General features: G+C 71.3%; 18 protein-coding genes and 1 tRNA gene. 12 read left to right on the top strand and 7 right to left on the bottom strand.

Annotated elements, in window-relative coordinates; genetic code table 11:
• Nucleotides 1-230 precede the first annotated feature (230 nt).
• The 3 genes from EST54_RS05750 (at nucleotide 231) to EST54_RS05740 (ending at nucleotide 5,201) form a co-directional block, all read left to right on the top strand.
• Nucleotides 231-995, top strand: a complete 765-nt coding sequence (locus tag EST54_RS05750) for a YqjF family protein (RefSeq protein WP_129245695.1) — start codon at nucleotides 231-233, stop codon at nucleotides 993-995.
• Between the two features lie 586 nt (nucleotides 996-1,581).
• A complete protein-coding gene (locus EST54_RS05745; protein ID WP_129245693.1) occupies nucleotides 1,582-3,666 on the top strand; it encodes an ATP-binding protein in 2,085 nt (694 codons plus the stop codon).
• A complete protein-coding gene (locus EST54_RS05740) occupies nucleotides 3,663-5,201 on the top strand; it encodes an ABC transporter substrate-binding protein (protein ID WP_129245691.1) in 1,539 nt (512 codons plus the stop codon). The genes EST54_RS05745 and EST54_RS05740 overlap by 4 nt, the downstream gene beginning before the upstream one ends.
• A 23-nt stretch (nucleotides 5,202-5,224) precedes the next feature.
• On the opposite strand, the gene EST54_RS05735 is transcribed toward EST54_RS05740, so the two are convergent.
• Both EST54_RS05735 and EST54_RS05730 read right to left on the bottom strand, forming a co-directional pair.
• A tRNA-Cys gene (locus EST54_RS05735) sits at nucleotides 5,225-5,299 on the bottom strand.
• A 156-nt stretch (nucleotides 5,300-5,455) separates the two neighbouring features.
• The gene (locus EST54_RS05730; RefSeq protein ID WP_129245689.1) at nucleotides 5,456-6,319 is read right to left on the bottom strand and encodes an alpha/beta fold hydrolase; all 864 of its coding nucleotides are present in this window, start codon (nucleotides 6,317-6,319) and stop codon (nucleotides 5,456-5,458) included.
• 151 nt (nucleotides 6,320-6,470) lie between these two features.
• On the opposite strand from EST54_RS05730, the gene EST54_RS05725 reads away from it, so the two are divergent.
• The 4 genes from EST54_RS05725 (at nucleotide 6,471) to EST54_RS05710 (ending at nucleotide 12,035) form a co-directional block, all read left to right on the top strand.
• Nucleotides 6,471-8,063, top strand: a complete 1,593-nt coding sequence (locus tag EST54_RS05725) for an MFS transporter (RefSeq protein WP_129245688.1) — start codon at nucleotides 6,471-6,473, stop codon at nucleotides 8,061-8,063.
• A gap of 153 nt (nucleotides 8,064-8,216) precedes the next feature.
• Nucleotides 8,217-10,013: a DEAD/DEAH box helicase gene (locus tag EST54_RS05720; RefSeq protein WP_129245686.1), complete on the top strand. Its 1,797-nt coding sequence runs from the start codon at nucleotides 8,217-8,219 to the stop codon at nucleotides 10,011-10,013.
• 475 nt (nucleotides 10,014-10,488) lie between these two features.
• A complete protein-coding gene (locus tag EST54_RS05715) occupies nucleotides 10,489-11,130 on the top strand; it encodes an IclR family transcriptional regulator (protein WP_006605329.1) in 642 nt (213 codons plus the stop codon).
• A gap of 119 nt (nucleotides 11,131-11,249) precedes the next feature.
• Complete coding sequence (locus EST54_RS05710) at nucleotides 11,250-12,035, top strand: S16 family serine protease (RefSeq protein WP_129245684.1); 786 nt, start codon at nucleotides 11,250-11,252, stop codon at nucleotides 12,033-12,035.
• A 77-nt stretch (nucleotides 12,036-12,112) separates the two neighbouring features.
• Here EST54_RS05710 and EST54_RS05705 read toward each other — a convergent pair whose 3' ends face one another.
• The 5 genes from EST54_RS05705 to EST54_RS05685 are packed head-to-tail and all read right to left on the bottom strand — an operon-like array spanning nucleotide 12,113 to nucleotide 16,409.
• Entirely contained in the window at nucleotides 12,113-13,135 is a 1,023-nt protein-coding gene (locus tag EST54_RS05705) for a glycine betaine ABC transporter substrate-binding protein (RefSeq protein ID WP_239013244.1), read from the bottom strand.
• On the bottom strand, nucleotides 13,132-14,025 hold the full coding sequence (locus EST54_RS05700; protein ID WP_129245682.1) for an ABC transporter permease: 894 nt from the start codon (nucleotides 14,023-14,025) through the stop codon (nucleotides 13,132-13,134). The genes EST54_RS05705 and EST54_RS05700 overlap by 4 nt, the downstream gene beginning before the upstream one ends.
• A complete protein-coding gene (locus EST54_RS05695; RefSeq protein WP_129245680.1) occupies nucleotides 14,022-15,287 on the bottom strand; it encodes a betaine/proline/choline family ABC transporter ATP-binding protein in 1,266 nt (421 codons plus the stop codon). The genes EST54_RS05700 and EST54_RS05695 overlap by 4 nt, the downstream gene beginning before the upstream one ends.
• Nucleotides 15,280-15,927, bottom strand: coding sequence for an ABC transporter permease (locus EST54_RS05690; protein WP_129245678.1), 648 nt, complete (start codon nucleotides 15,925-15,927; stop codon nucleotides 15,280-15,282). Before EST54_RS05690 ends, EST54_RS05695 begins: the two co-directional genes overlap by 8 nt.
• A gap of 14 nt (nucleotides 15,928-15,941) precedes the next feature.
• Entirely contained in the window at nucleotides 15,942-16,409 is a 468-nt protein-coding gene (locus EST54_RS05685; protein WP_129245676.1) for an Lrp/AsnC family transcriptional regulator, read from the bottom strand.
• 129 nt (nucleotides 16,410-16,538) lie between these two features.
• On the opposite strand from EST54_RS05685, the gene hppD reads away from it, so the two are divergent.
• The 5 genes from hppD (at nucleotide 16,539) to EST54_RS05660 (ending at nucleotide 22,515) form a co-directional block, all read left to right on the top strand.
• Nucleotides 16,539-17,693, top strand: a complete 1,155-nt coding sequence (gene hppD / locus EST54_RS05680; protein ID WP_129245674.1) for a 4-hydroxyphenylpyruvate dioxygenase — start codon at nucleotides 16,539-16,541, stop codon at nucleotides 17,691-17,693.
• A 75-nt stretch (nucleotides 17,694-17,768) separates the two neighbouring features.
• Entirely contained in the window at nucleotides 17,769-19,133 is a 1,365-nt protein-coding gene (locus tag EST54_RS05675; protein ID WP_129245672.1) for an FAD-binding oxidoreductase, read from the top strand.
• Between the two features lie 220 nt (nucleotides 19,134-19,353).
• Nucleotides 19,354-20,490, top strand: a complete 1,137-nt coding sequence (locus tag EST54_RS05670) for a M4 family metallopeptidase (protein ID WP_129245670.1) — start codon at nucleotides 19,354-19,356, stop codon at nucleotides 20,488-20,490.
• 207 nt (nucleotides 20,491-20,697) lie between these two features.
• A complete protein-coding gene (locus EST54_RS05665; RefSeq protein ID WP_129245668.1) occupies nucleotides 20,698-20,988 on the top strand; it encodes a ribosomal protein L7/L12 in 291 nt (96 codons plus the stop codon).
• 81 nt (nucleotides 20,989-21,069) lie between these two features.
• A complete protein-coding gene (locus tag EST54_RS05660; protein WP_129245667.1) occupies nucleotides 21,070-22,515 on the top strand; it encodes a dihydrolipoyl dehydrogenase family protein in 1,446 nt (481 codons plus the stop codon).
• Nucleotides 22,516-22,533 lie beyond the last annotated feature (18 nt).

Genomic DNA, 22,533 nt, shown 5'->3' with positions numbered 1-22,533 from the left:
CCGCCAGGAGGGAGTTCCCGCCAGTAGGGGGTTGATTTCCCGCCGCGGGGGTTGTTTCCCCGCCGTAGGGGTTGTTTCGCCAGGGGTTGTTTCCCCGCCGCCCACCCCCCTTCGGGGGGTGGGCGGGTGTATGTGGCCCGGTTTCGGGTTCGGTTCGTCCGTGCGTGCGTGCGTGTGACGAGCCGACCGGGGTCCTGTCGGCGGTCGAAGGCGTGTGCGATGCTGACGTGATGTCGCTCTCCCCTGTCCCTGCGGAGCCGATAACGCCCGATCCGGTGCACGAGGTTCCGGACACGCTGCTCACCCAGTCCTGGCTCGACCTGTCGTTCCTGCACTGGGCCGCCGACCCCGCGGACGTGGCGCCGTTGCTGCCGGCCGGAACAGTGCCCGACACCCACGACGGGCTCACCTACATCGGCCTGGTGGCGTTCCGGATGCACCGGGTGGGCTGGTTCAGGGTGCCGGGTGTCCCGTACCTCGGCACCTTTCCCGAGACCAACGTGCGGCTCTACTCGGTGGACCGGCACGGCCGACGCGGCGTGGTGTTCCGCTCGCTGGAGGCCTCGCGGCTGCTGCCGGTGGCCGTCGCCCGCAGCGCCTTCCGGCTGCCCTACATGTGGGCCAGGATGGCGATCCACCGTGACGCGGACACCATCAGCTACACCAGCAGCCGACGGTGGCCGGGGCCGCGCGGGGCGCGCTGTCGGATCGCGGTGCGCATCGGCGAGCGGATCGAGGAGCCGACTGCCCTCGAACACTTCCTGACCGCCCGCTGGGGCATGCACAACGCCTTCTTCGACCGACCGGTGTATCTGCCCAATACCCACCCGCGCTGGCCCCTTCATCGGGCCGAACTCCTGCACTGTGAGGATGAGTTGGTGACCGCCGCCGGGCTGCCGTCGCCGACCGGGCCGCCGGTCAGCGTGCTGTACTCCCCCGGCGTACCGGTTCGCTTCGGCCGCCCTGCCCGCCCGGGCGGCCTGCCCACCCCCTGAGCCCGCGCGGGGCGGCGGTCGGACGTTGGCCGGGACCTTGGTGGCCCGGTCTTCGAGGTCCCTCGGTGCCGTGTCGGCCGGCGTCCCAGGCGACGTCGTCTCCGGCACGCGAGCCGAACAAGATCAGGTGCGACACGGACAACGTCTCGTGCGACGGGACAACGACGATGACGGTCACGTCGTGCTCCGCCGCCTCACCCGCTCCATGGCGTCCGTTCGTGGAAGGGGCATGGTCGCCGCGCCCCTTCCGCGACCTCTTTCACCCCTCCTCGCTTTTCGGGTGGCCGATCTCGCTCCTCCTCGGTTTTCGAGTGGCCGGGCCGCTGACCTGCGATTGCACCCTCCGTCACGGGAATTGTCAGTGGGGTCACTTAGAGTGATTTCCGATGGGTGAGGCGGTGCCCGGCGAGGGAAGAGAAAGCGAGGGGAAAGAAGCGGCCTGATGGGCCAAAGCTGCTTGCGGCGCACGGGGATTGGAGGATCCTGGGGCGGCCGGAGTGAGCGCCGCCGGAGCGTGAGGAGCGCGGGTCGCGGGAAGCGCGGCATCGCAGGGTGTACGGGGAGCGCGAGGCCGAGGGGGAGCGGGATGCCGCAGGAATGGGCGGGGGAGTCCGGTCGGGACCGGGCCGTGGAGCGTTACGTCCAGGAGTTATTGGTACGCAGGCCGGGCAGCCGGCCCGAGTTGCCTGCCACGCTGCTGCTGGGGCCGCGGGGCAGCGGCAAGACGACCGTGCTGCGGCATCTGGCGGACTGGGCCCGGCGGGCCCCGGTGGCCCGCCTCGATCTGGCGGCGCTGGGACAGGAGGGCCGTAAGCCGATCGATGTGCTGGCCGCTTTGGTCTTCCAACTCAACGCGAAGAAGAAGGACTTCGCCCGGCTGCGGTTTCCGGCGTTCGGGCTGCTGACCATCGCGGTCGCGGCACGGGTGGAAGCGGCCGACCGGGACGCCGCCGTACGGCAGATGGAAGCGGCGCTGATCGGGCCGCCGAGCAGCCGCTCGGAGGTGATCAATCACCTCGCCGCCTATGCCGCGACGGTCCTGGGCGCCCCGACCGCGGTGACCGCCGCGCTCCCCCTGCTGCCGGAGTGGCAGCGGCACTGGGCGCGGCTGCGGGTGCGCTGGCGGCTGGCGCGCATCCAGCGCCGCAGCCGTGGCGCCGGTTCCGTCGACGGCTTCCTGATCGACCTCAACCAGCGCTACGGCGACCGCGAGGCGGCCGAGCGGCAGCGTGCCGAGGCGGTGCTCTTCGACGCCTTCCTGGACGACCTGCGGCAGGCGTACGGCTCACGCGGCGGCGACAAACGGCGTACGACGCAGTGCCTGGTGCTGCTGGACAACGTCGACAGCCCGCTGGGCAACGACTTCCTCAAAGCGCTGCTGGACGCCCGGCGGAAGGCCCAGGCGCCCGATCCGCTGCTGGTGCTCGCCACGGCCGGCAGCTATCCGGCGGCGCTGGAGGGCTTCGCGTTCGGCGGGCCGCGGCGCCCCGGGGCACTGCCCGGCCAATGGCTCGCGGAGGAAGAGAAGTTCGTCCCCGAGCGGATCGTCAAGGGGCTGGTGGTGGGCCGGTTGCGCGATCTCGCCCGGCATGAGGTCGAACAGCAGGCCAAGGAGGTGCTGCGGTCGGCAGGCCGCCGGGTGACGGCGCCGGCCGCCGACAACGGCGTGCAATGGCTGGGCTGGGTGGTGCACGAACTCACCCGGGGCCATCCGGCGGGCACCGCACAGCTGCTGGCGGCCCTGCTGGAGTGCCCGGCGGAGACCGGTTGGGAGGCGCGGCTGCGGCAGGTCCTGCAACCGTCCTCGGAGCTCGTCGACGCCCTGCTGGAGCGGCTGTTGCCGATCGACGCGAGCGGCGAGCTGGCGCAGGCGCTGGCCCGCGCCGCGGCCGCCGTCGACCTGGCCCAGGCGCAGGCGGGCCGGGCGCTGTGGGACGAGTCGGGCGCCCGCGTCCAGGAGGAGTTCAACGATTTCTGTACGGACGTGCTGCGCACCATGCATCTCGACAGCGGCGACGAGGAGTACGACGGCCGTACGGAAACTCCCCACCCGCTGCTGCGTCTTCTGCTGCTGCGCCGGCTCGCCGCGGTCCCCGAACCGGATGCCGTGACGGCGGGCGGGGCCGGAGGCGTAGAGGGGGCGTCCGGCGTCCGCGGGCGGCGTACCGTGCATGCCGCCTTGCGGGACCGGGCGGCCGCCGCCGGGGACGAGGCCACCGCGGCCTACCACGCGCTGGCGGGCGGCGGGCTCGCGGCAGCTGCCGCCTATCTGGACGACGCCTTCGACCGGCTCGCCCCGGAGGAGTGGTGCACGGAGCTGTGCCGGTTGCGGCGGGCCCCGCTCGCCGAGACCGGCGAGGCCCTCGAACAGCCGCTGTGGGAGCGCTACGAACGACTGGTGGACCACCTGGCCGACGGAGCCGTGGACCAACGGCTGCGGACCATCACCCGGCTGCTCGCGGCGGTCTGGATCAGCCCCGAGCCGCCGGACGACCCCCGTACGGACCGGATCGGCGATCCCTACCGCGATCCGCTCGGCGACCCGGTGGCCGAGCTGTACGGCGAGATCCAGGCCCGCTTCCACACCCTGGCGGTGCACGCCGACAGCGTGCCGTGGACCTCGGCGCTGCTGCGGAAGACGAAGCAGTACGGAAAGGAGCCGTGGCTGTGAGCACCCGTCTCTTCGAACCGCCCAGGCCGCCGCGGCGCTGGGGGCTGTGGATCGTCTCGGCGCTGGTGGTGGCGGCGCTCGTGGCGGTGGCCGTGGTACGGATCGTCGACACGGCCGGCCGGTGCGGCGAGGGCGTCCGTGAGGTGGCCGGCGGCGAGTGTGTGGGCGTCACGGACGGCGCGTACGCCTTCGAGAACATGAAGGGGCTCAGCAGCAAGATCCATGACGAGAACGCCAGGGTGGCCAAGTCCGGGGAGCGGTCGGTCGCCATCGCCTACATCGAGGCCATGGCGGGCGGTTCCACCGACCGGGGGCCGGAGGCCACCCGGCAGGCCGTCAGCGGCGCCTACCTCGCGCAGCGCGCCCTGAACGCCGAGCGCTCGACGATCCCCAAGATACGGCTGCTGCTCGCCAACACCGGCCGCGGTGACCGCCACTGGAACCAGGTCGTCGACCAGCTCATCGCGATGCGGGACAAGGAACACCTCGTCGCCGTGGCGGGATTCGGGCAGAGCAACGAGCGCACTGCCGGAGCCGTCAAGCGGCTGCGTGCCGCCGGGCTGCCGATGGTCGGTGCGACAGTGGCGGCCGACGGACTGAGTTCCCGTATGGCCGGCTTCTACCGGGTCTCCTTCCCCAACCGCGACCAGACCGCGGCCGCCGCCGGCTACCTCAAGGAACAGCAGCGCAGGCACCCCGGCTACCGCGTCCAGGTGATCAGGGACGGCAACGAGCAGGACAGCTACAACACCTCCCTCTACGAGGACTTCTCCGCGGCGGCGCGGCGCACCGGCCTGACGGTGGCGGACGAGGTCATCCCCTTCCGCTCCGGGGAGGGCGAGCAGACGACGGCGGGCAACGCGCTGTCCCTGGTCGCCGACAAGGTCTGCGGTTCCCCGAAGCCACCGGACGCGGTGTATTTCGCCGGCCGGGGGCGGGAGCTGCGCCGGTTCATCGAGGCGGCCGGCGAGGGCGGCCGGCACTGCCGTACGACGGTGCTCTCCGGCTCCAGCGCGCTGGGCGTCTACTTCGACACCGGAGGCGCCAAGCACCGTGCCGAGCTCGCGATGCTCGCCGAGCGCTGGAAGTACAGCCAACTGACGGTCTACTACACCGCCTTCACCCACCCCGCCATATCCAGGGAGGTCTACGGCGGCACCGGGAACGGCCCGAGCGGCCCGTTCGCCGACTTCGCCCGCGTCTACCGCGAAGAGGTCGGCGGCCCCACCACCGCCCTCGCCAGCGGCCAGGCGATGCTCGGCCATGACGCCACGTACACCATCGGCAAGGCCGCGCGGAACGCCGTCGTCGTCTACGGCACCCACCAGGTCACCGCCCGTATGGTCCTGGCCATGCTGGAGCAGACCAACGGCAGATCCCGCGTCCGTGGCATCAGCGGCCACATAGCCTTCGACCCGGACACAGGCGAGCCCGTCGACCGCCCACTGGCACTCGTCGAACTACGCCGCCCCACGGACGACGGCGAGGCCGGTGACATCTACCGCTTCGTGGCGCCGCTGAGCATCGGCCGGTGAGACCTGACGCGACATGCGGTGAATGGAGGCCGTGGCGGGATTCGAACCCACGTAACTCGCTTTGCAGGCGAGTCCCTGAACCACTCGGGCACACGGCCGGGTTGCGGTGTGTTCCGACTGTAGGCCGCGGGGTCGGGTGGGCGGCAAGGGTGTGGGGCCGGGTGCCACAGAGCTGCAATGCGGGGCAACGTGCGGCAATGCGGGGCAATGGGCGGCAATGCAGGGTTCACAGAATGCGCAGAGTGTGCGAATGGTCAGGTCGTGTGCAGGAAATCCGCTACCAGCGGGGCGAACAGGTCGGGTTCGTCCACCCATGGGTAGTGGCCCACCTCGTGCAGGGGGCGTACCCGCGCGTGGGGGAAGGACGCGGCCACGAGTTCGCCGGCTCGCATGCCGGCCACCGCGTCACGGTCACCGGTCAGCACCAGCACCGGGCAGGTCACTTCGCGCAGCCCGGACAGCAGTGCCCGTCGCAGCTGCTCGTCCACGCCCTGCCAGAAGCCGGCCCGTGGAACCGGGCCCAACTGTGCGCCTTCCGTGGCGGCATGGGCCCGTTGCGGCTCGTCCCACCGGCCGTAGGCGAGCGGTGCCGCGGCGAACAGCAGCTCCCGTACGTCGCTCATGTCGGAGGCCTCGGTGAGTTGTTGCACCGCCACCGAGGCCTCCGGCCACCAGTCCTCGTGTGCCCGTGCCTCGAAGATCTCCCGGGCGTCGTCGGGGAGTTCGCCCTGGAGCCGGGAGCCGGGGCAGACCAGTACCAGCCGGGTCAGCCGCTGTGGGTGTCGTGTCGCGTAGGCCTGCGCGACCGCAGCTCCCGCGTCGTGTGCGAGCAGTGCGAAGCGCTCCAGGGCCAGATGCGCGCGGAGCGCCTCGATGTCCTCGGCGAGTTGCGGGAAGGCGTAACGGGAGGGGTCGTCGGCGGCGGGGGAGGCGCCGGTGCCACGGCTGTCCGGAATGATCAGCTGCCGGTGTGCGGCCAGCCCGCCGAGGTCGCCCAGATACGCGGCGTCCCGACCGGGTCCGCCGGCCAGGCAGACCAGGGGCGGCAGCGGCGAGTCGGCCGGGCCGAGCACGCGGTAGTGGAGCTCGGCGTCGTCATACGTGCGGAAGTGCGGCATACGGACAGCTTGCCCGACGTGGGGTGGAGGGGGAGAGGCGGAGACCCGAGTGGGATGACCCGCGCGGGTCGGGCGGCGTAGGACCGATGACCGATCCGATTCCCGTCCCCCGACAGGGGCGCAGCCACCGGATGGCTCTTACGCTGGCCCGATGACCGCTGACCGCCCCCACGACACCGGCAGCACCACCGATATCGGCACCGGCAGCACCACCGACATCGGCCCGACCAGTAGCACGGGAATGACCAGCGACATCGGCACGACCAGTGAGACCGGAACGGCCGGCGACAGCGGCTCCGATCACCACCCCACCCTGTCCGCCCGCCACCAGGAGGTCTCCGGCGGCGGGGTGTTCGGCCGGGCCTACCGGGGCCTGACGTTCGGCATCGTTTCCGTCGTTTCGTTGGTTGCCTTCGAGGCGATTGCCGTGAACACCGCGATGCCGGTTGCCGCCCGCGCCCTGCACGGCATCGGTCTGTACGCCTTCGCCTTCTCGGCCTGCTTCACGGCGAGCCTGTTCGCGATGGCGCTGGCGGGGGAGTGGAGTGACCGGCGCGGGCCGCTCGCGCCGCTGTTCGCCGGGATCGCCGCGTTCGGGGTGGGGCTGCTGGTCGCGGGCGGTGCGCGGAGCATGGGGATGTTCCTCGCGGGCCGCGGGGTGCAGGGCATCGGCGGCGGACTGGTGGTGGTCTCGCTGTATGTGGTCGTCGGCCGCGCCTATCCCGAGCGGCTGCGCCCCTCGATCATGGCGGCGTTCTCGGCGGCCTGGGTGATGCCGGTGATCGTCGGTCCGCTGGTCGCCGGGACCGTCACCGAACAGCTCGGCTGGCGCTGGGTGTTCCTCTCCATCCCGGTGCTGATTCTGCTGCCGCTCGCGGTGATGCTGCCCGCGCTGCGTACGCTGCCGCGCACCCGCCCGGGCCCGGGCAACGGGGTGCGGCAGATCCTGGGCAACCGGCGCTGTCTGCTCGCGCTGGCCGTCGCGGTGGGCGCCTGCCTGCTGCAGTACGCGGGCCAGCACCCGGTCTGGCTCGCGCTGTTGCCCGCGGCCGCCGGACTGGCCCTGCTGGTACCGGGCATCGTGCGGCTGCTGCCCCGCGGCACGTTCCGGGCGGCGCGCGGTCTGCCGACCGTGGTGCTGATGCGCGGGCTGGCCGCCGGGTCGCTGGTCGCCGCCGAGAGCTTCGTCCCGCTGATGCTGGTGACCCAGCGCGGGCTGTCCGCCACCCTGGCCGGCCTCTCCCTCACCGGGGGCGGGCTGACTTGGGCGCTCGGCTCGTACGCACAGAGCCGGCCGCGGCTGGAGCCGTACCGGGAGCGGCTGATGGGGCTGGGCATGGTGCTGCTGGCGGCGGCCATCGTGACGGTGCCGCTGGCGCTGCTCGACGGGGTGCCGTCCTGGATCGTCGCGGCGGCGTGGACGGTCGGCGGCTTCGGCATGGGCCTGAACATCTCCAGCGGCGGTGTGCTGTTGCTGAAGCTGTCCCGCCCGGAGGAGGCGGGCAGCAACTCCGCGTCCCTACAGATGTCGGACGCGCTGGGCAATGTCACCTTCGTCGGCGTCAGCGGGGTGCTGTTCGTGGCCTTCGGCGGCGGCTCGATCGCGGCGGACGGGCCCGCGGCCACCGCCGGGGCCGGCGGGACGAGCCACCCGGCGGCCTTCGCGGCCGTGTTCGCGGCGATGGCGGTGGTGGCCGTGGCCGGAGCCGGGGTGGCGGGCCGGCTGCGGCCCGGGCAGGGGTGACGGCGCGGAGCCGACGACCACCCGGCGCGGCCGGCGGACGAATGTGAGCTCGGTCCCACCCCAGGGTGACCCGGTGCGGTACCCCCGGAGCGTGAACCGGAGCACCGGTAGGCTGACGCGGTTGCCGATCGCCGACCTCAGCCGACGGAGACCGTGACTACCACCACCAGCGCCACCAATAACCATCACCTGTCCCCGGCCTTTCCGGGACGGGCCCCTTGGGGTACCGCGAACAAGCTGCGCGCCTGGCAGCAGGCGGCCATGGACCGCTACATCCAGACGCAGCCGAGAGACTTCCTCGCCGTCGCGACGCCGGGAGCCGGCAAGACGACGTTCGCGCTCACGCTCGCGTCGTGGCTGCTGCACCATCACGTCGTGCAGCAGGTGACGGTCGTCGCGCCGACCGAGCATCTGAAGAAGCAGTGGGCGGAGGCGGCGGCCCGGATCGGCATCAAGCTCGACCCCGAGTACAGCGCGGGGCCGCTGGGCCGCGAGTACCACGGCGTCGCGGTCACCTATGCCGGTGTGGGCGTACGGCCGATGCTGCACCGCAACCGCATCGAGCAGCGCAAGACGCTGGTGATCCTCGACGAGATCCACCACGCCGGTGACTCGAAGTCGTGGGGCGAGGCGTGCCTGGAGGCGTTCGAGCCGGCCACCCGGAGGCTGGCGCTGACCGGTACCCCCTTCCGGTCCGACACCAACCCGATTCCGTTCGTGACGTACGAGGAGGGGAACGACGGCATCCGGCGTTCCTCGGCCGACTACACCTACGGCTACGGCAACGCGCTGGGCGACGGCGTCGTCCGGCCGGTCATCTTCCTCTCCTACAGCGGCAACATGCGCTGGCGGACGAAGGCGGGCGACGAGATCGCGGCCCGGCTCGGCGAGCCGATGACCAAGGACGCGGTGTCGCAGGCCTGGCGCACGGCGCTCGATCCGCGCGGCGAGTGGATGCCGAATGTGCTGCGCGCCGCCGACCAGCGGCTGAGCGAGGTGCGCAAGTCGATCCCGGACGCCGGGGCGCTGGTGATCGCCTCCGACCAGGAGCAGGCGCGGGCGTACGCCAAGCTGATCCGGGAGATCACCGGCGAGGGCGCCACCCTCGTGCTGTCCGACGACTCCGGTGCCTCGCAGCGCATCGACGACTTCTCGCACTCCCAGGACCGCTGGATGGTCGCGGTCCGGATGGTGTCCGAGGGCGTCGACGTGCCGCGGCTGGCCGTCGGGGTGTACGCCACCACCATCTCGACCCCGCTGTTCTTCGCGCAGGCCGTCGGCCGGTTCGTCCGCTCCCGTAAGCGCGGCGAGACCGCCTCGGTCTTCCTTCCCACCGTCCCGATGCTGCTCGGCTTCGCCAACGAGATGGAGGTCGAGCGCGACCACGTCCTCGACAAGCCGAAGAAGGACGGGGAGGAAGACCCGTACGCCGAGTCCGAGAAGGAGATGGACGAGGCGAACAAGGAGCAGGACGAGGACACCGGCGAGCAGGAGCAGTTCTCGTTCGAGGCGCTGGAGTCGGAGGCGGTCTTCGACCGGGTGCTCTACGACGGTGCCGAGTTCGGGATGCAGGCCCACGCGGGCAGCGAGGAGGAGCAGGACTACCTCGGCATCCCGGGGCTGCTGGAGCCCGACCAGGTGCAGATGCTGCTGCAGAAGCGGCAGGCCCGGCAGATCGCGCACAGCAAGAAGCGGCCGGATGAGGAGGCCGACCTGCTGGAACTGCCGGCCGAGCGGCGGCCGGTGGTCACGCACAAGGAGCTGCTGGAGTTGCGGAAGCAGCTGAACACGCTGGTCGGGGCGTATGTCCACCAGAGCGGGAAGCCGCACGGCGTGATCCACACCGAGCTGCGGCGGGTGTGCGGCGGCCCGCCGAGCGCGGAGGCCACCGCCGGGCAGCTGAACGAGCGGATCAAGAAGGTACGGGAGTGGGCCACGCGGATGCGGTGAGTCCGCTGGTGGTCGGTGGGCCGCGACCCTTCCGACCCGTGGCCCGTGGGCCGGTGTTCCGCAGTGGCGGGGTGCCGGCCCACGGTCGTTTTCCGGGTGCGCGACGGCTCACCCCCGTTTCCGCGGGGTCCAGGGCAGGGCACGGCGTTGCTCCCGTGGCCGCTGCGTATCGCTTGCGTATCGGTCGGTGAACACGCGTACCCCTCCCTGGAACACACGTAGCGATCGCTGAAACACCACAGGGCACGGTCTGGACGGACCTATCGGGATATTCCGGGCAGGGGGGACCGGATTCTGGACGGACTCTTCCGCTCACCGGACCGGATCGCTACTGTCCCGGTCACCTACACGCCCCGTGGCAGCGCCGCCGCGGAGCGCAGCCGGTGCCATGCGGCCGGCGGCCTCCCTCGCGCGCTGTTCCGGGACTCGCAGCGCGTCGCGTCGGAGCGCCGCCACTCACCCAGGAGGGGGCGTCGTGACCGCAGAGACCTCCCAGACTCTCGACAGAGGACTGCGTGTCCTCAAACTTCTCGCCGACACCGACCACGGGCTGACCGTCACCGAGCTGTCCAACAAGCTCGGCGTCAACCGCACCGTGGTCTACCGCCTGCTGGCCACGCTGGAGCAGCACGCCCTGGTACGCCGTGACATCGGCGGCCGGGCCCGGGTCGGGCTGGGCGTGCTGCGCCTGGGCCGCCAGGTGCATCCGCTGGTCAGGGAGGCCGCACTCCCCGCGCTGCGCGCGCTCGCCGAGGACGTGGGGGCCACCGCGCACCTCACCCTGGTCGACGGTACGGAGGCGCTGGCCGTCGCCGTGGTGGAGCCGACCTGGACCGACTACCACGTGGCCTACCGGGCCGGCTTCCGTCATCCGCTGGACCGGGGGGCCGCCGGGCGGGCGATCCTCAAGGCCCGGCAGGGCCGTACCCACGACGCCGGACTCGCCCTGACACACGGGGAGTTGGAGGCCGGGGCGAGCGGCGCCGCGGCACCGCTGCTCGGGGTGAGCGGCATCGAGGGGAGCGTGGGCGTGGTGATGCTCGCCGACACGGTCTCCGAACGGATCGGACCGCGGGTGGTCGACGCGGCCCGCGAGGTGTCCGAGGCGCTGCGCTGAGGCGGCCCGGCGCACGCCGGTCCGGCGACCGACCGCGGGGTGTGAAGGCGCGGTGGCTGTGTGGTGAGGTCGCAGCGCCTTAACGTCCTGGTGAGGCAGGTGTCAATTAGGGTGGCGGGGTGTCTTCACGTGCCCGCGCTCTGGCGGTCTGCAGCGCCCTCGTTCTCGCCCTCCTCGTCACCGCGGCGTTCGCGCCGTTGCCGTACTCGATCGCCTATCCGGGCATGACGGCCAATGTCCTCGGTGACGACAAGGGCAAGCCGGTGATCACCATCACCGGTGCCGCCACCCGGAAGACGAGCGGGCAGCTGCGGATGACCTCGATCGTGGCCACCGGCCCGGACGCCTCCGTCCATCTGCCGGACATGATCAAGGGCTGGTTCCGTACGGACGAGGCCGTGATGCCGCGCGAGGCGGTCTACCCGGTGGGCAACAACACCGAGGAGATCGCCGAGCACAACGCGCAGCAGATGCGGGAGTCCCAGAACTCCGCCACCAGCGCCGCGCTCGGGGCGGTCGGCAAGTCCGCCAAGGACATCAAGGTCAAGCTGAGCCTCGCGGACGTCGGCGGGCCGAGCGCCGGGCTGATGTTCGCGCTCGGCATCGTCGACAAGCTGAACGGCGACGGCGCGGGCAAGGACCTCACCGGCGGGCGCACCATCGCCGGCACCGGGACCATCACCGCCGGCGGCACAGTGGGCGCGGTGGGCGGGGTCCCGCTGAAGACCCAGGCCGCGCACCGCGACGGTGCCTCGGTCTTCCTGGTCCCGCGCAAGGAGTGCACGGACGCACAGGCGGAGCTGCCGAAGGGGATGCGGCTGATCCCGGTCACCACGCTCGACGGTGCGGTGCAGGCCCTGAAGGCGCTGCAGACCGGGGGCAAGGTTCCCAGCTGCGGCCGCTGAGCCGCGGACGGGACCGGGCCGCGGACGGGACCGGGCCGTCGTGCTGCCCGCGCTCCGCCCCTGTCCCCGCCGGCTGATCACCCCGCCTTGATGAACCCCTCCTGGATCAGCCAGTTCTTCGCGACCTCGTGCGGGTCCTCGCCGTCCACGTCGACCTTGCGGTTCAGCTCCTGGGCGACGGTGTTGTTGAGGGCCTTGGTGACCGGCGCCAGGACCTCGGCCATGGCCGGGTACTTCTTCAGGGCCTTGGCGTTGATCTCGGGGGCGACGTTGTAGTTGGGGAAGAAGTGCTTGTCGTCGGCCAGGACGTGCAGATTCATCGCCTTGATCCGGCCGTCGGTGGTGAACACCTCGCCCAGCGCACAGGTGCCCTTCTGCGTCTCGGTGTAGACGACGCCACCGGTCATCTTGCGGATGTTGGCGGACGGCACGTTCATGCCGTACGCGCGCGCCATGCCCGGCAGGCCGTCGTTGCGGGTGGCGAACTCGTTCTCCACGCACATCGTCACGGCGCCGGGGTTCTTGTGGGACAGCGCCGCGACCTCCGAGAGGGTGTGCACGCCCAGCTTCTTCTGGTTGGCGGTGTTCAGCGCCAGCGCGTAGGTGTTGTTCAGGGTCGACGCGGGCAGCCAGACGATGCCGTTCTTCCGGTCCTCGTCGCGGACCGCCTTCCACTGCTGCCGGGGGTTGACGATCGGCTTGGTGTGGCCGAGATAGGTGATCCAGCCGGTGCCGGTGTACTCGTACGCGGCGTCCGCGGTGCCGGTCTTGACGGCCTCCCGCGCGCCGATCGACCCCTGGATGCTGGTCTTGTCGATGACCAGGGCGCCGGCCGCCTCGAAGACCAGCCCCATCATCTGGCCCAGGACGATCTGCTCGGTGAACTCCTTGGAGGTCACGGTCAGATGCGCGCCGGTGAGCGGGCGGTCCGGGTAGTCGGCTTTCGGGCCGGGCAGCACGGTGTCGGACATCGCACTGCCGCTGACCAGGCCGCATCCGCCGAGGACAGCGAGCGCGCCGAGGGCGAGCAGTGCGGCGGCCGGGCGGGCCCGGCGCCGTCCGGGGCGGCGGACGGCCGGGTGCCGACGGTGCGTCGTCATTCCCCCACCTCCAGCCCCCGCGGCCGCAGCAGCAGTTCGGCGAGCGAGGCCAGCCATTCGACCAGCAGGGCGAGCGCCACGGTCAGCACGGATCCGAGGATCAGGACGGGCATCCGCTGGGTGACGATGCCCGCCGAGATCAGGTCGCCGAGGCCGCCGCCTCCGCCGAAGGTGGCCAGCGTCGCGGTGCCGACGTTCAGGACCAGCGCGGTGCGGACGCCGGCCAGGATCAGCGGGACGGCCAGGGGGAGTTCGACCTTGGTCAGCACCCCGCTCGCGGACATGCCGATGCCGCGGGCCGCCTCGGTCAGCGTCGGGTCGATACCGCGCAGCCCGGCGATGGTGTTGGCGAGGACCGGCAGCACGGCGTAGATGACCATGCCGACGATCGCCGAACGGGCCCCGATACCCAGCCAGATGACCAGCAGGACCAGCAGACCCAGCGCCGGTACCGCCTGCCCGAGGTTGGCGAAGGCCATCGCGACCGGGGTGGCCCGGCTCAGCTTGCCCCGGGTCAGCGCGATGCCCAGCGGGATCGCGATGATCAGTACGAAGAAGGTGGAGATCGCGGTGAGTTGGATGTGCTGCTGCAGCGCCAGCCACACCTTGCCGTTGTCCACCGCCTGGTGGGCGATCGAGTCCAGCCGGGCGCCGCGGAACCACAGCCAGGTGAGGAGCAGCGCGACGACCAGGAAGGCCGGCATGAAGGTCCACTTCTGCCAGCTGATCCGGCGCGCACCGGGCGGCGCGGACGGGGCGGGCTCCTCACCGGCCGCCAGCTCCCGCTCCTCCATCTCGACCCCGTCACGGAAGGCCAGCGCCTCGTGGTCGCTGGGGTGCCGGTGGCGGGGGCCGGTTTCGCCGGGGCTGCTCCCGTCGCGGGGACTCATGCCCGGCCGCCTTCGGTGGCGCTCGCGTCGTCCAGTCCCTCCTGGGCCAGCTGGGTCTGCCGGGCCCGCTGCTCCCGGAGCCGGTGCTGCTGCTCGATGGCTTCGAGGCGGTCCGCCTCCAGCAGTTCGTGGACGTTGTTCATCAGCGTCACCATGTCGACGACGCCGGTGTACTCACCGCGCCGCCCGGTGACCGCGACCCGGCCCGCGTTGTCGGTGAGCACCGCCTCCAGGGCGTCGCGCAGCGTCGCGTCCCGGGTCACCGTGTCGGCCACCAGGGTGCCGGCCCGGGCCAGCGACTCCTTGGCGAGGGACAGATCGCCGCGGCGCAGCCATTTGTACGGGCGCCCGTTGTGGTCCAGCAGCAGCAGATCGTTGTGGGGGCCGGAGCGCAGCCGCTCGAAGATGGACTCCAGCGGGTCGTCCATGCTCGCGGTGGGGAAGTCGACCACGCCCACGTCCCGTACGCGGGTCAGATTCAGCCGCTTGAGTGCCGCTCCGGCGCCCACGAAGCCGGAGACGAAGTCGTCGGCCGGGTTGGTGAGGATGGCCTCGGGGGTGTCGAACTGGGCGATGTGCGAGCGCTCGCGGAGCACCGCGATACGGTCGCCGATCTTGATGGCCTCGTCGAAGTCGTGGGTGACGAAGCAGATGGTCTTGTGCAGCTCGTGCTGGAGCCGGATCAGCTCGTCCTGGAGGTGGTCGCGGGTGATCGGGTCGACCGCGCCGAACGGCTCGTCCATCAGCAGGACGGGCGGGTCGGCGGCGAGCGCGCGAGCCACTCCGACGCGCTGCTGCTGACCGCCGGAGAGCTGGCGCGGATAGCGCCCGTGGAACTCGCCCGGGTCCAGGCCGACCAGGTCGAGCATCTCCTCGACCCGGTTCTTGACCTTCGTCTTGGACCAGCCGAGCATCTTCGGGACCAGCGCGATGTTCTGGGCGACCGTCATGTGCGGGAAGAGGCCGGACGCCTGGATGGCGTAGCCGATCGTGCGGCGCAGTTTGACCGGATCCATGTCGGTGACGTCCTCGTCGCCGATCCGGATCCGCCCGGAGCTCGGCTCGATCAGCCGGTTGATCATCTTCAGGCAGGTGGACTTGCCGCAGCCGGAGGGCCCCACGAGGATGACGATCTCGCCGGCTTTGACCTCCAGGTTGACGTTGTCCACCGCGGGGGCGGAGCTCCCCGGATAGACCTTCGTCAGATTCTCCAGCCGGATGCTCGCGCCGGAGGTGGTGGTGGTCTCGGGCGTCTCAGGCACGGATCCCCCTGGAGATGGTCAGGCGTCCGATCAGGACGTACGCGGCGTCGAAGAGCAGGGCGAGGATGGCGATCCCGAGGGTTCCGGAGAGCACCTGGTTGAGGGAGTTGGCGCTGCCCAGCGAGGCGATCCCGCGGAAGATCTCATTTCCCAGGCCGGGGCCGGAGGCGAAGGCGGCGATGGCGGCGATGCCCATCAGCATCTGGGTGGCCACCCGGATGCCGGTGAGGATGGGCGGCCAGGCCAGCGGCAGTTCGACGCGGAAGAGCTGGGCGCCGCGCGACATCCCGATGCCCCGGGCCGCGTCGACCAGCGCCGGGTCCACCCCGCGCAGCCCGACGATGCAGTTGCGGACCACCGGCAGCAGTCCGTACAGGGTCAGGGCGATCACCGTGGGCGGGACGCCCAGGCCGACGATCGGGATCAGCAGACCGATCAGGGCCAGGGACGGAATGGTCAGGATGGTGGCGGTGGACGTGGTGGCGAGGTTGCCCGCCCATTCGCTGCGGTAGGTCGCGACGCCGATGAAGACCCCCAGCAGGGTGGCGAGCACCATGCACTGGAAGACGGCGCTGGCGTGCTGATACGTATCCGTCAGCAGCTGGGCGTGCCGGGTGCCGACGTACTCCCAGAAGCTCACTCGGTCTCCTCGGTTCAGTCTCCCGATGCCTGTTTCACCAGCGGGATGATCCGCAACGGAACCGGATTTTCCATGACGATTGCCGTTGAGGCCCGCACGATCCCATCAAAGCCCACAACCCGGTCGATCACCCGCTGTAGATCGGCGTTCGACCGAGCGACGAGCCTGCAGAGCATGTCCCCGTGTCCCGTCGTTGTATGCAGCTCCAGCACTTCGGGAACGGTCGTCAAGTGGGCACGTACGTCATTACCTTGCCCCTGTTTGATCTCAAGAGTGGCGAAAGCGGTCACCGGATAGCCGATCGCGGCCGGGTCCACCTCCGGTCCGAAGCCCCGGATCACTCCATTCGCCTGAAGCCGGTCGAGCCGGGCCTGCACCGTCCCGCGCGCCACCCCCAGCCGCCGGGAGGCCTCCAGGACCCCGATCCGCGGCTCGCGCGCGAGCAGCTCCAGCAGCTCCCCGTCCAAATGATCGATCGCCATCGCCCGCTCCTTGGATTTCAATGGTCATCATGTACAGATAGCCCGACTGATCCGCCGCTTCGCTATGCATAATGCCCAGGAAATTCGCTAACTATTGCGCACCTTGTGGATCGGAGGGACTCTGCGGATATGGCAGACACCACGATGCACCCCCAGCCCGTCACCCCCGACACGGCCCGGCAGGCGGACCCGTTCCCGGTCAAGGGGATGGACGCGGTCGTCTTCGCCGTCGGGAACGCCAAGCAGGCCGCGCACTACTACTCCACCGCCTTCGGCATGAAGCGCGTCGCCTACCGCGGCCCGGAGAACGGCAGCCGCGAGACCGCGAGTTACGTGCTCGAATCCGGCGGCGCCCGGTTCGTGTTCACCTCCGTCATCAAGCCCACGACCGAATGGGGCCGCTTCCTCGCCGACCACGTCGCGGCGCACGGCGACGGCGTCATCGACCTCGCCATCGAGGTCCCGGACGCCCGCGCCGCCTACGAGCACGCCGTCGCGCACGGCGCCACCGGCCTGGAGAAGCCCCACACGGTCGAGGACGAGCACGGCACCGTCGTCCTGGCGGCCATCGCCACGTACGGCAGGACCCGGCACACCCTCGTCGAGCGCACCGGCTACCACGGCCCCTATCTGCCCGGCTTCGTGGCCGCCGAGCCCCTGGTGGAGACCGGGCCGCGGCGCTTCCAGGCCATCGACCACTGCGTCGGCAACGTCGAACTCGGCAAGATGAACGAGTGGGTGGCCTTCTACAACGAGGTCATGGGCTTCACCAACATGAAGGAGTTCGTGGGCGACGACATCGCCACCGAGTACAGCGCGCTGATGTCGAAGGTCGTCGCCGACGGCACGCTCAAGGTCAAGTTCCCGATCAACGAGCCCGCGATCGCGAAGAAGAAGTCGCAGATCGACGAGTACCTGGAGTTCTACGGCGGCCCGGGCGTCCAGCACATCGCGCTGGCCACCAACGACATCGTCGCCAGCGTCCGGGCGATGCGCGCTTCCGGTGTGGAATTCCTGGACACCCCCGACTCCTACTACGACACCCTCGGCGAGTGGGCCGGCGAGACCCGGGTGCCGGTGGAGACGCTGCGGGAACTGAAGATCCTTGTCGACCGCGACGAGGACGGCTATCTGCTGCAGATCTTCACCAAGCCGGTCCAGGACCGGCCGACCGTGTTCTTCGAGATGATCGAGCGGCACGGCTCCATGGGGTTCGGCAAGGGCAACTTCAAGGCCCTCTTCGAGGCGATCGAGCGCGAGCAGGAGCGCCGCGGCAACCTCTGAGCCGCATGCGCCGCACGCCGCCGTGGGCCGTACACGCGCTTCCGTGTACGGCCCACGAATGCGAGGCTTGAGGGTATGGACCTCATCGCACGGCTGCGCGCCGGCCTCCCGGATGAAGCGATCCTCACCGACCCGGACGTCACCGGCTCCTACGCCACGGACATGGCGAGCTTCTGCGAGGCCGGGACGCCCGCCGTGGTCGTCCTGCCGCGCACCGTCGAAGAGGTCCAGCACGTCATGCGGACGGCCACGGAGCTGCGGGTCCCGGTCGTCCCGCAGGGGTCGCGCACGGGACTGTCGGGCGCCGCCAACGCCTCCGACGGCTGCCTCGTGCTCTCCCTGGTCAAGATGGACCGGATCCTTGAGATCAACCCCGTCGACCGGATCGCGGTCGTCGAACCCGGCGTCATCAACGCCGCGCTGTCCCGCGCGGTCGGCGCCCACGGCCTCTGCTACCCGCCCGATCCCTCCAGTTGGGAACAGTGCTCGATCGGCGGCAACATCGGCACCGCCTCCGGCGGCCTGTGCTGCGTCAAATACGGCGTCACCGCCGAGTACGTCCTCGGCCTGGACGTCGTCCTCGCCGACGGGCGGCTGTTGACGACCGGCCGCCGCACCGCCAAGGGAGTGGCGGGCTACGACCTCACCCGGCTGTTCGTCGGCTCCGAGGGGAGCCTGGGCATCGTCGTCCGCGCCGTCCTCGCCCTCAAGCCGCAGCCGCCCGGGCAGCTCGTGCTGGCCGCCGAGTTCGCCTCCACCGCGGCCGCCTGCGCGGCGGTCTGCGAGATCATGGCCCGCGGCCACGCCCCCTCGCTGCTGGAACTGATGGACCGTACGAGCATCCGCGCGGTCAACGACATGGCGCAGATGGGCCTCCCGGACAGCACCGAGGCGCTGCTGCTGGCCGCCTTCGACACCCCGGATCCGGCCGCCGACCTCGCCGCCGTCGGCGCGCTGTGCACCACAGCGGGTGCCACCCAGGTCGTGCCCGCCGAGACCGCCGCCGAGTCCGAACTGCTGCTGCAGGCCCGCCGGCTGACCCTGACCGCGCTGGAACGGGTCGCCTCCGCCACCATGATCGACGATGTCTGCGTACCGCGCTCCCGCCTCGCCGAGATGCTCGACGGCACCGCCGCCATCGCGGAGAAGTACGACCTGACCATCGGCGTCTGCGCCCATGCCGGCGACGGCAACACCCACCCCACCGTCTGCTTCGACGCCGCCGACCCGGACGAGTCGCGCCGGGCCCGCGCGTCCTTCGACGACATCATGGCGCTCGGCCTTCACCTGGGCGGCACCATCACCGGGGAGCACGGCGTCGGCGTCCTGAAGAAGGAGTGGCTGGCCCGCGAACTGGGGCCGGTCGGCGTGGAGTTGCAGCGCGGCATCAAGCAGGTCTTCGACCCGCTCGGCATCCTCAACCCCGGCAAGCTGTTCTGACCCGCCCGGCCGTTCTGGCCCGACCTGCCGCCGGTGCCCGGGGCCGCACTGCTCGGTGACCGGGTCCCGGGCGGCCGCACCACGTTCCGCGGACCCGCCGACGGTCTCGCGAATTTGCCGATTCTGCAACAGCGTCGCGATGCCGCGGCACGCCCCTGCCCCTTCCGCACTCTTCAGAAGCGTACGAGGCAGCGGACAGCACCTGAGGAGAGAGGCACGCATGATGCGGAAGAAGCCGGCGCTGGTGGCTGTGGCGGGAGTGTCGGCGGCGCTGATCGCCGTACACGCCGTACAAGGAGTGGCGGCCGCCGCCGGCCGCGCCGAGGCCCCACCCCGCGGGAGCGGCCCGGCGAAGACCGCGAGCGCCGCGGCCTCCCCGGCCCGGACCGGCGTGGGCCACGGCGTACGCGTCGGCACGGTCACCCTCACCACGCGGGAGCACAACGGGACCTACGAGCTGGTCGACCCCACCCGAGGCGGCCTGTCCACCCACGACTTCTTCGCCGACGACAACGCACAACCCCTCACCGACAAGGACAACGTGTGGGGCGACGGCACCATGAAAAACCGCCAGTCCGCGGCGGTCGACGCGCACTTCGCCGCCGAGCAGGCCTGGGACTACTTCAAGAACACCTTCGGCCGCAGCGGTGTCCACGGTGACGGCAAGGGCCCGGTCATGACCGTCCACTACGGCAGAAATGCGGCCGACGCCTATTCGGACGACAACGGCTCGTTCTTCGGCGACGGCAAGGACGGCAAGAACCCGGTCACCACGCTGGACGTCGTCGCGCACGAATACACGCACTCCCTCAACCAGGCCACCGCCCGGCTCGCCTCCAGCGGCGAAGGCGGCGGGCTCAACGAGGCGACCTCGGACATCTTCGGCACGATGGTGGAGTTCCAGGCCGATATCCCGGCGGACACTCCCGACTACCTCATCGGCGAGAAGGCCAACTACTACGGCGACGGCAAGCCGCTTCGCTTCATGGACAAGCCGTCCAGGGACGGCAAGTCCCCCGACTTCTACCGGCCCGGCATCGGCCGCCTCGACAACCCCCACCTTGCCGCCGGGGTGGCCAACCACTTCTTCTACCTCCTGTCCGAAGGCAGCGGCACAAAGGTCATCAACGGCACCACGTACCACAGCCCCACCTACGACGGTTCGAAGGTCACCGGCATCGGCCGGGACAAGGCCGCCCGCATCTGGTACAAGGCGCTGACCACCCAGTTCACCGCCACCACCGACTACAGGGGCGCCCGGGCCGGAACCCTGAAGGCCGCGGCCGCCCTGTACGGCAAGGGCAGCACCGAGTACCGGACCGTCGCGAAGGCCTGGACCGCGGTCCACGTCGGGTAAGGGCGCACCGGGGGCGACGGCGGCGCGCCCGGCACCGGGGAACGGGCGGAAGCGAGGAACGGCCGGCCCGCGAACGGGGGCCGGCCGGCGCGGAGTTGCCGCGCGGCGTCACGCACGTCGCCGACCCGCGCGGGACCCGCCCCCGCAACGCCGTTTTCAGCTCGCCGTGTCCATGGCACGTGCCCCGGCCTCGTAACATTTTCCGCCATGGACTCCTTGCTCCCCGGAATAGCCCTGCTCGTGCTCGCCATCGGCATGGTGGCCTCGGCCACCGACCGCCGTTCCAAGGCCCTGGAGCGCCGGCTCCAGCGGCTGGAGAAGAAGGCGGACCTGCTGCTCGCACACGCCGGGATCGCGGAGCCGGAGGACCCCCGGATGGCCGAGATCGACGAGCTGCTGACCCAGGGCAAGAAGATCCAGGCGATCAAGGTGCACCGCGAGCTCACCGGCTCCGGGCTCGCCGAGGCCAAGGAAGCGGTCGAACGCCGGATGCGCTGACGGCCAGTTGGGCAGAGGATGGCCAGAAGGACCGTCGGGCCCCACCGGGCCACCTCATGCCCACGCAGGAAGCGAGAGCCGATGGCAGCCACCGAAGCGACCAACGCCGCCGATGAGGCGTATGACGTGATCGTGCTGGGCGCGGGGCCGACCGGCGAGAACGTCGCCGACCGGGCGCACGCCGCCGGCCTGAGCGCGGTGATCGTGGAGAGCGAACTGGTCGGCGGCGAATGCTCCTACTGGGCCTGTGTGCCCAGCAAGGCCCTGCTGCGCCCGGTCACCGTCCGCTCCGAGGCGCGCCGGGTCCCCGGCTTCAAGGACGCGGCCGACGGCCCCCTGGACGCCCCCGCCGTCCTCGGCCACCGTGACGCCGTCGTCTCGTACTGGAAGGACGACGGCCAGGTCCGCTGGCTGGACTCGGCCGGTGTCGACCTCGTACGCGGCCAGGGCCGGCTGGCCGGGCCCCGCCGGGTCGTCGTCGACGGCGGCCGGGTGCTCACCGCCCGCCATGCGGTCGCGGTGTGCACCGGCAGCCGCGCGGTGCTGCCCCCCATTCCCGGCCTCGCCGAGGCCCGGCCCTGGACCAGCCGCGACGCGACCAGCGCGAAGACCGTGCCGGGCCGTCTGGTGGTGGTCGGCGGCGGCGTGGTCGGCGTCGAAATGGCCACCGCCTGGCGGGCCCTGGGCGCGTCGGTGACCCTGCTGGTGCGCGGTGACGGGCTGCTGCCCCGGATGGAGCCGTTCGCCGGCCATCTGGTCGCCGAGTCGCTGGCCGAGGCGGGCGCGTTCCTGCGCACCGGCGTCGAGGTGCGGGAGGTGCGCCGGGAGGCACCCGGCGGGCCGGTCACCGTCGTGCTCGACTCCGGCGAGGAGATCGTCGCCGACGAGCTCCTGATCGCCACCGGCCGGGCCCCGCGCACCGAGGACATCGGTCTGGAGACGGTCGGTCTGCGGCCCGGCTCCTGGCTGGACGTCGACGACAGCTGCCGGGTGCAGGGGGTGACCGGCGGCTGGCTCTACGGCGTCGGCGACGTCAACCACCGTGCCCTGCTGACCCATCAGGGCAAGTACCAGGCCAGGATCGCCGGCGCCGCGATCTCCGCCCGCGCCCGGGGCGTCCCGATCCTGGAGTCCGACCCCTGGGGCGCGCACGCCGCCACCGCGGACATCCGCGCCGTCCCCCAGGTCGTCTTCAGCGATCCGGAAGCCGCCGCGGTGGGGCTGAGCGCCGCCGAGGCGGAGCGGGCCGGCTACCGCGTCCGGGTGGTCGACCAAGACCTGGCGGCCGTCTCCGGGGCGTACCTCTACGCGGACGGCTACCGCGGCCGGGCCCGGATCATCGTCGACCTGGACCGCGAGGTGCTGCTCGGCGCCACCTTCGTCGGCCACGGCGTCGCGGAGCTGCTGCACTCCGCGACGGTCGCGGTGGCCGGCGAGGTCCCCGTCGAGCGGCTGTGGCACGCGGTGCCCTCCTACCCGACGATCAGCGAGGTCTGGCTGCGGCTGCTGGAGGCGTACCGCGGCTGACCGCCGGGCGCCGGGCGG

Source organism: Streptomyces sioyaensis (assembly GCF_004122735.1).
In the GTDB taxonomy this organism is placed as follows: Bacteria; Actinomycetota; Actinomycetes; order Streptomycetales; family Streptomycetaceae; genus Streptomyces; species Streptomyces sioyaensis.
This window is presented reverse-complemented; position numbering and strand designations above follow the sequence as displayed.

What these genes read in the sequence shown, in the direction of transcription:
- EST54_RS05660 (WP_129245667.1), top strand. Translation starts at nt 21,070, where the DNA reads ATGGCAGCCACCGAAGCGACCAACGCCGCCGATGAGGCGTATGACGTG.
- EST54_RS05730 (WP_129245689.1), bottom strand. Translation starts at nt 6,319, where the DNA reads ATGCCGCACTTCCGCACGTATGACGACGCCGAGCTCCACTACCGCGTG.
- EST54_RS05700 (WP_129245682.1), bottom strand. Translation starts at nt 14,025, where the DNA reads ATGAGTCCCCGCGACGGGAGCAGCCCCGGCGAAACCGGCCCCCGCCAC.
- EST54_RS05750 (WP_129245695.1), top strand. Translation starts at nt 231, where the DNA reads ATGTCGCTCTCCCCTGTCCCTGCGGAGCCGATAACGCCCGATCCGGTG.
- EST54_RS05685 (WP_129245676.1), bottom strand. Translation starts at nt 16,409, where the DNA reads ATGGCGATCGATCATTTGGACGGGGAGCTGCTGGAGCTGCTCGCGCGC.
- EST54_RS05675 (WP_129245672.1), top strand. Translation starts at nt 17,769, where the DNA reads ATGGACCTCATCGCACGGCTGCGCGCCGGCCTCCCGGATGAAGCGATC.
- EST54_RS05670 (WP_129245670.1), top strand. Translation starts at nt 19,354, where the DNA reads ATGATGCGGAAGAAGCCGGCGCTGGTGGCTGTGGCGGGAGTGTCGGCG.
- hppD (WP_129245674.1), top strand. Translation starts at nt 16,539, where the DNA reads ATGGCAGACACCACGATGCACCCCCAGCCCGTCACCCCCGACACGGCC.
- EST54_RS05705 (WP_239013244.1), bottom strand. Translation starts at nt 13,135, where the DNA reads ATGACGACGCACCGTCGGCACCCGGCCGTCCGCCGCCCCGGACGGCGC.
- EST54_RS05745 (WP_129245693.1), top strand. Translation starts at nt 1,582, where the DNA reads ATGCCGCAGGAATGGGCGGGGGAGTCCGGTCGGGACCGGGCCGTGGAG.
- EST54_RS05665 (WP_129245668.1), top strand. Translation starts at nt 20,698, where the DNA reads ATGGACTCCTTGCTCCCCGGAATAGCCCTGCTCGTGCTCGCCATCGGC.
- EST54_RS05725 (WP_129245688.1), top strand. Translation starts at nt 6,471, where the DNA reads ATGACCGCTGACCGCCCCCACGACACCGGCAGCACCACCGATATCGGC.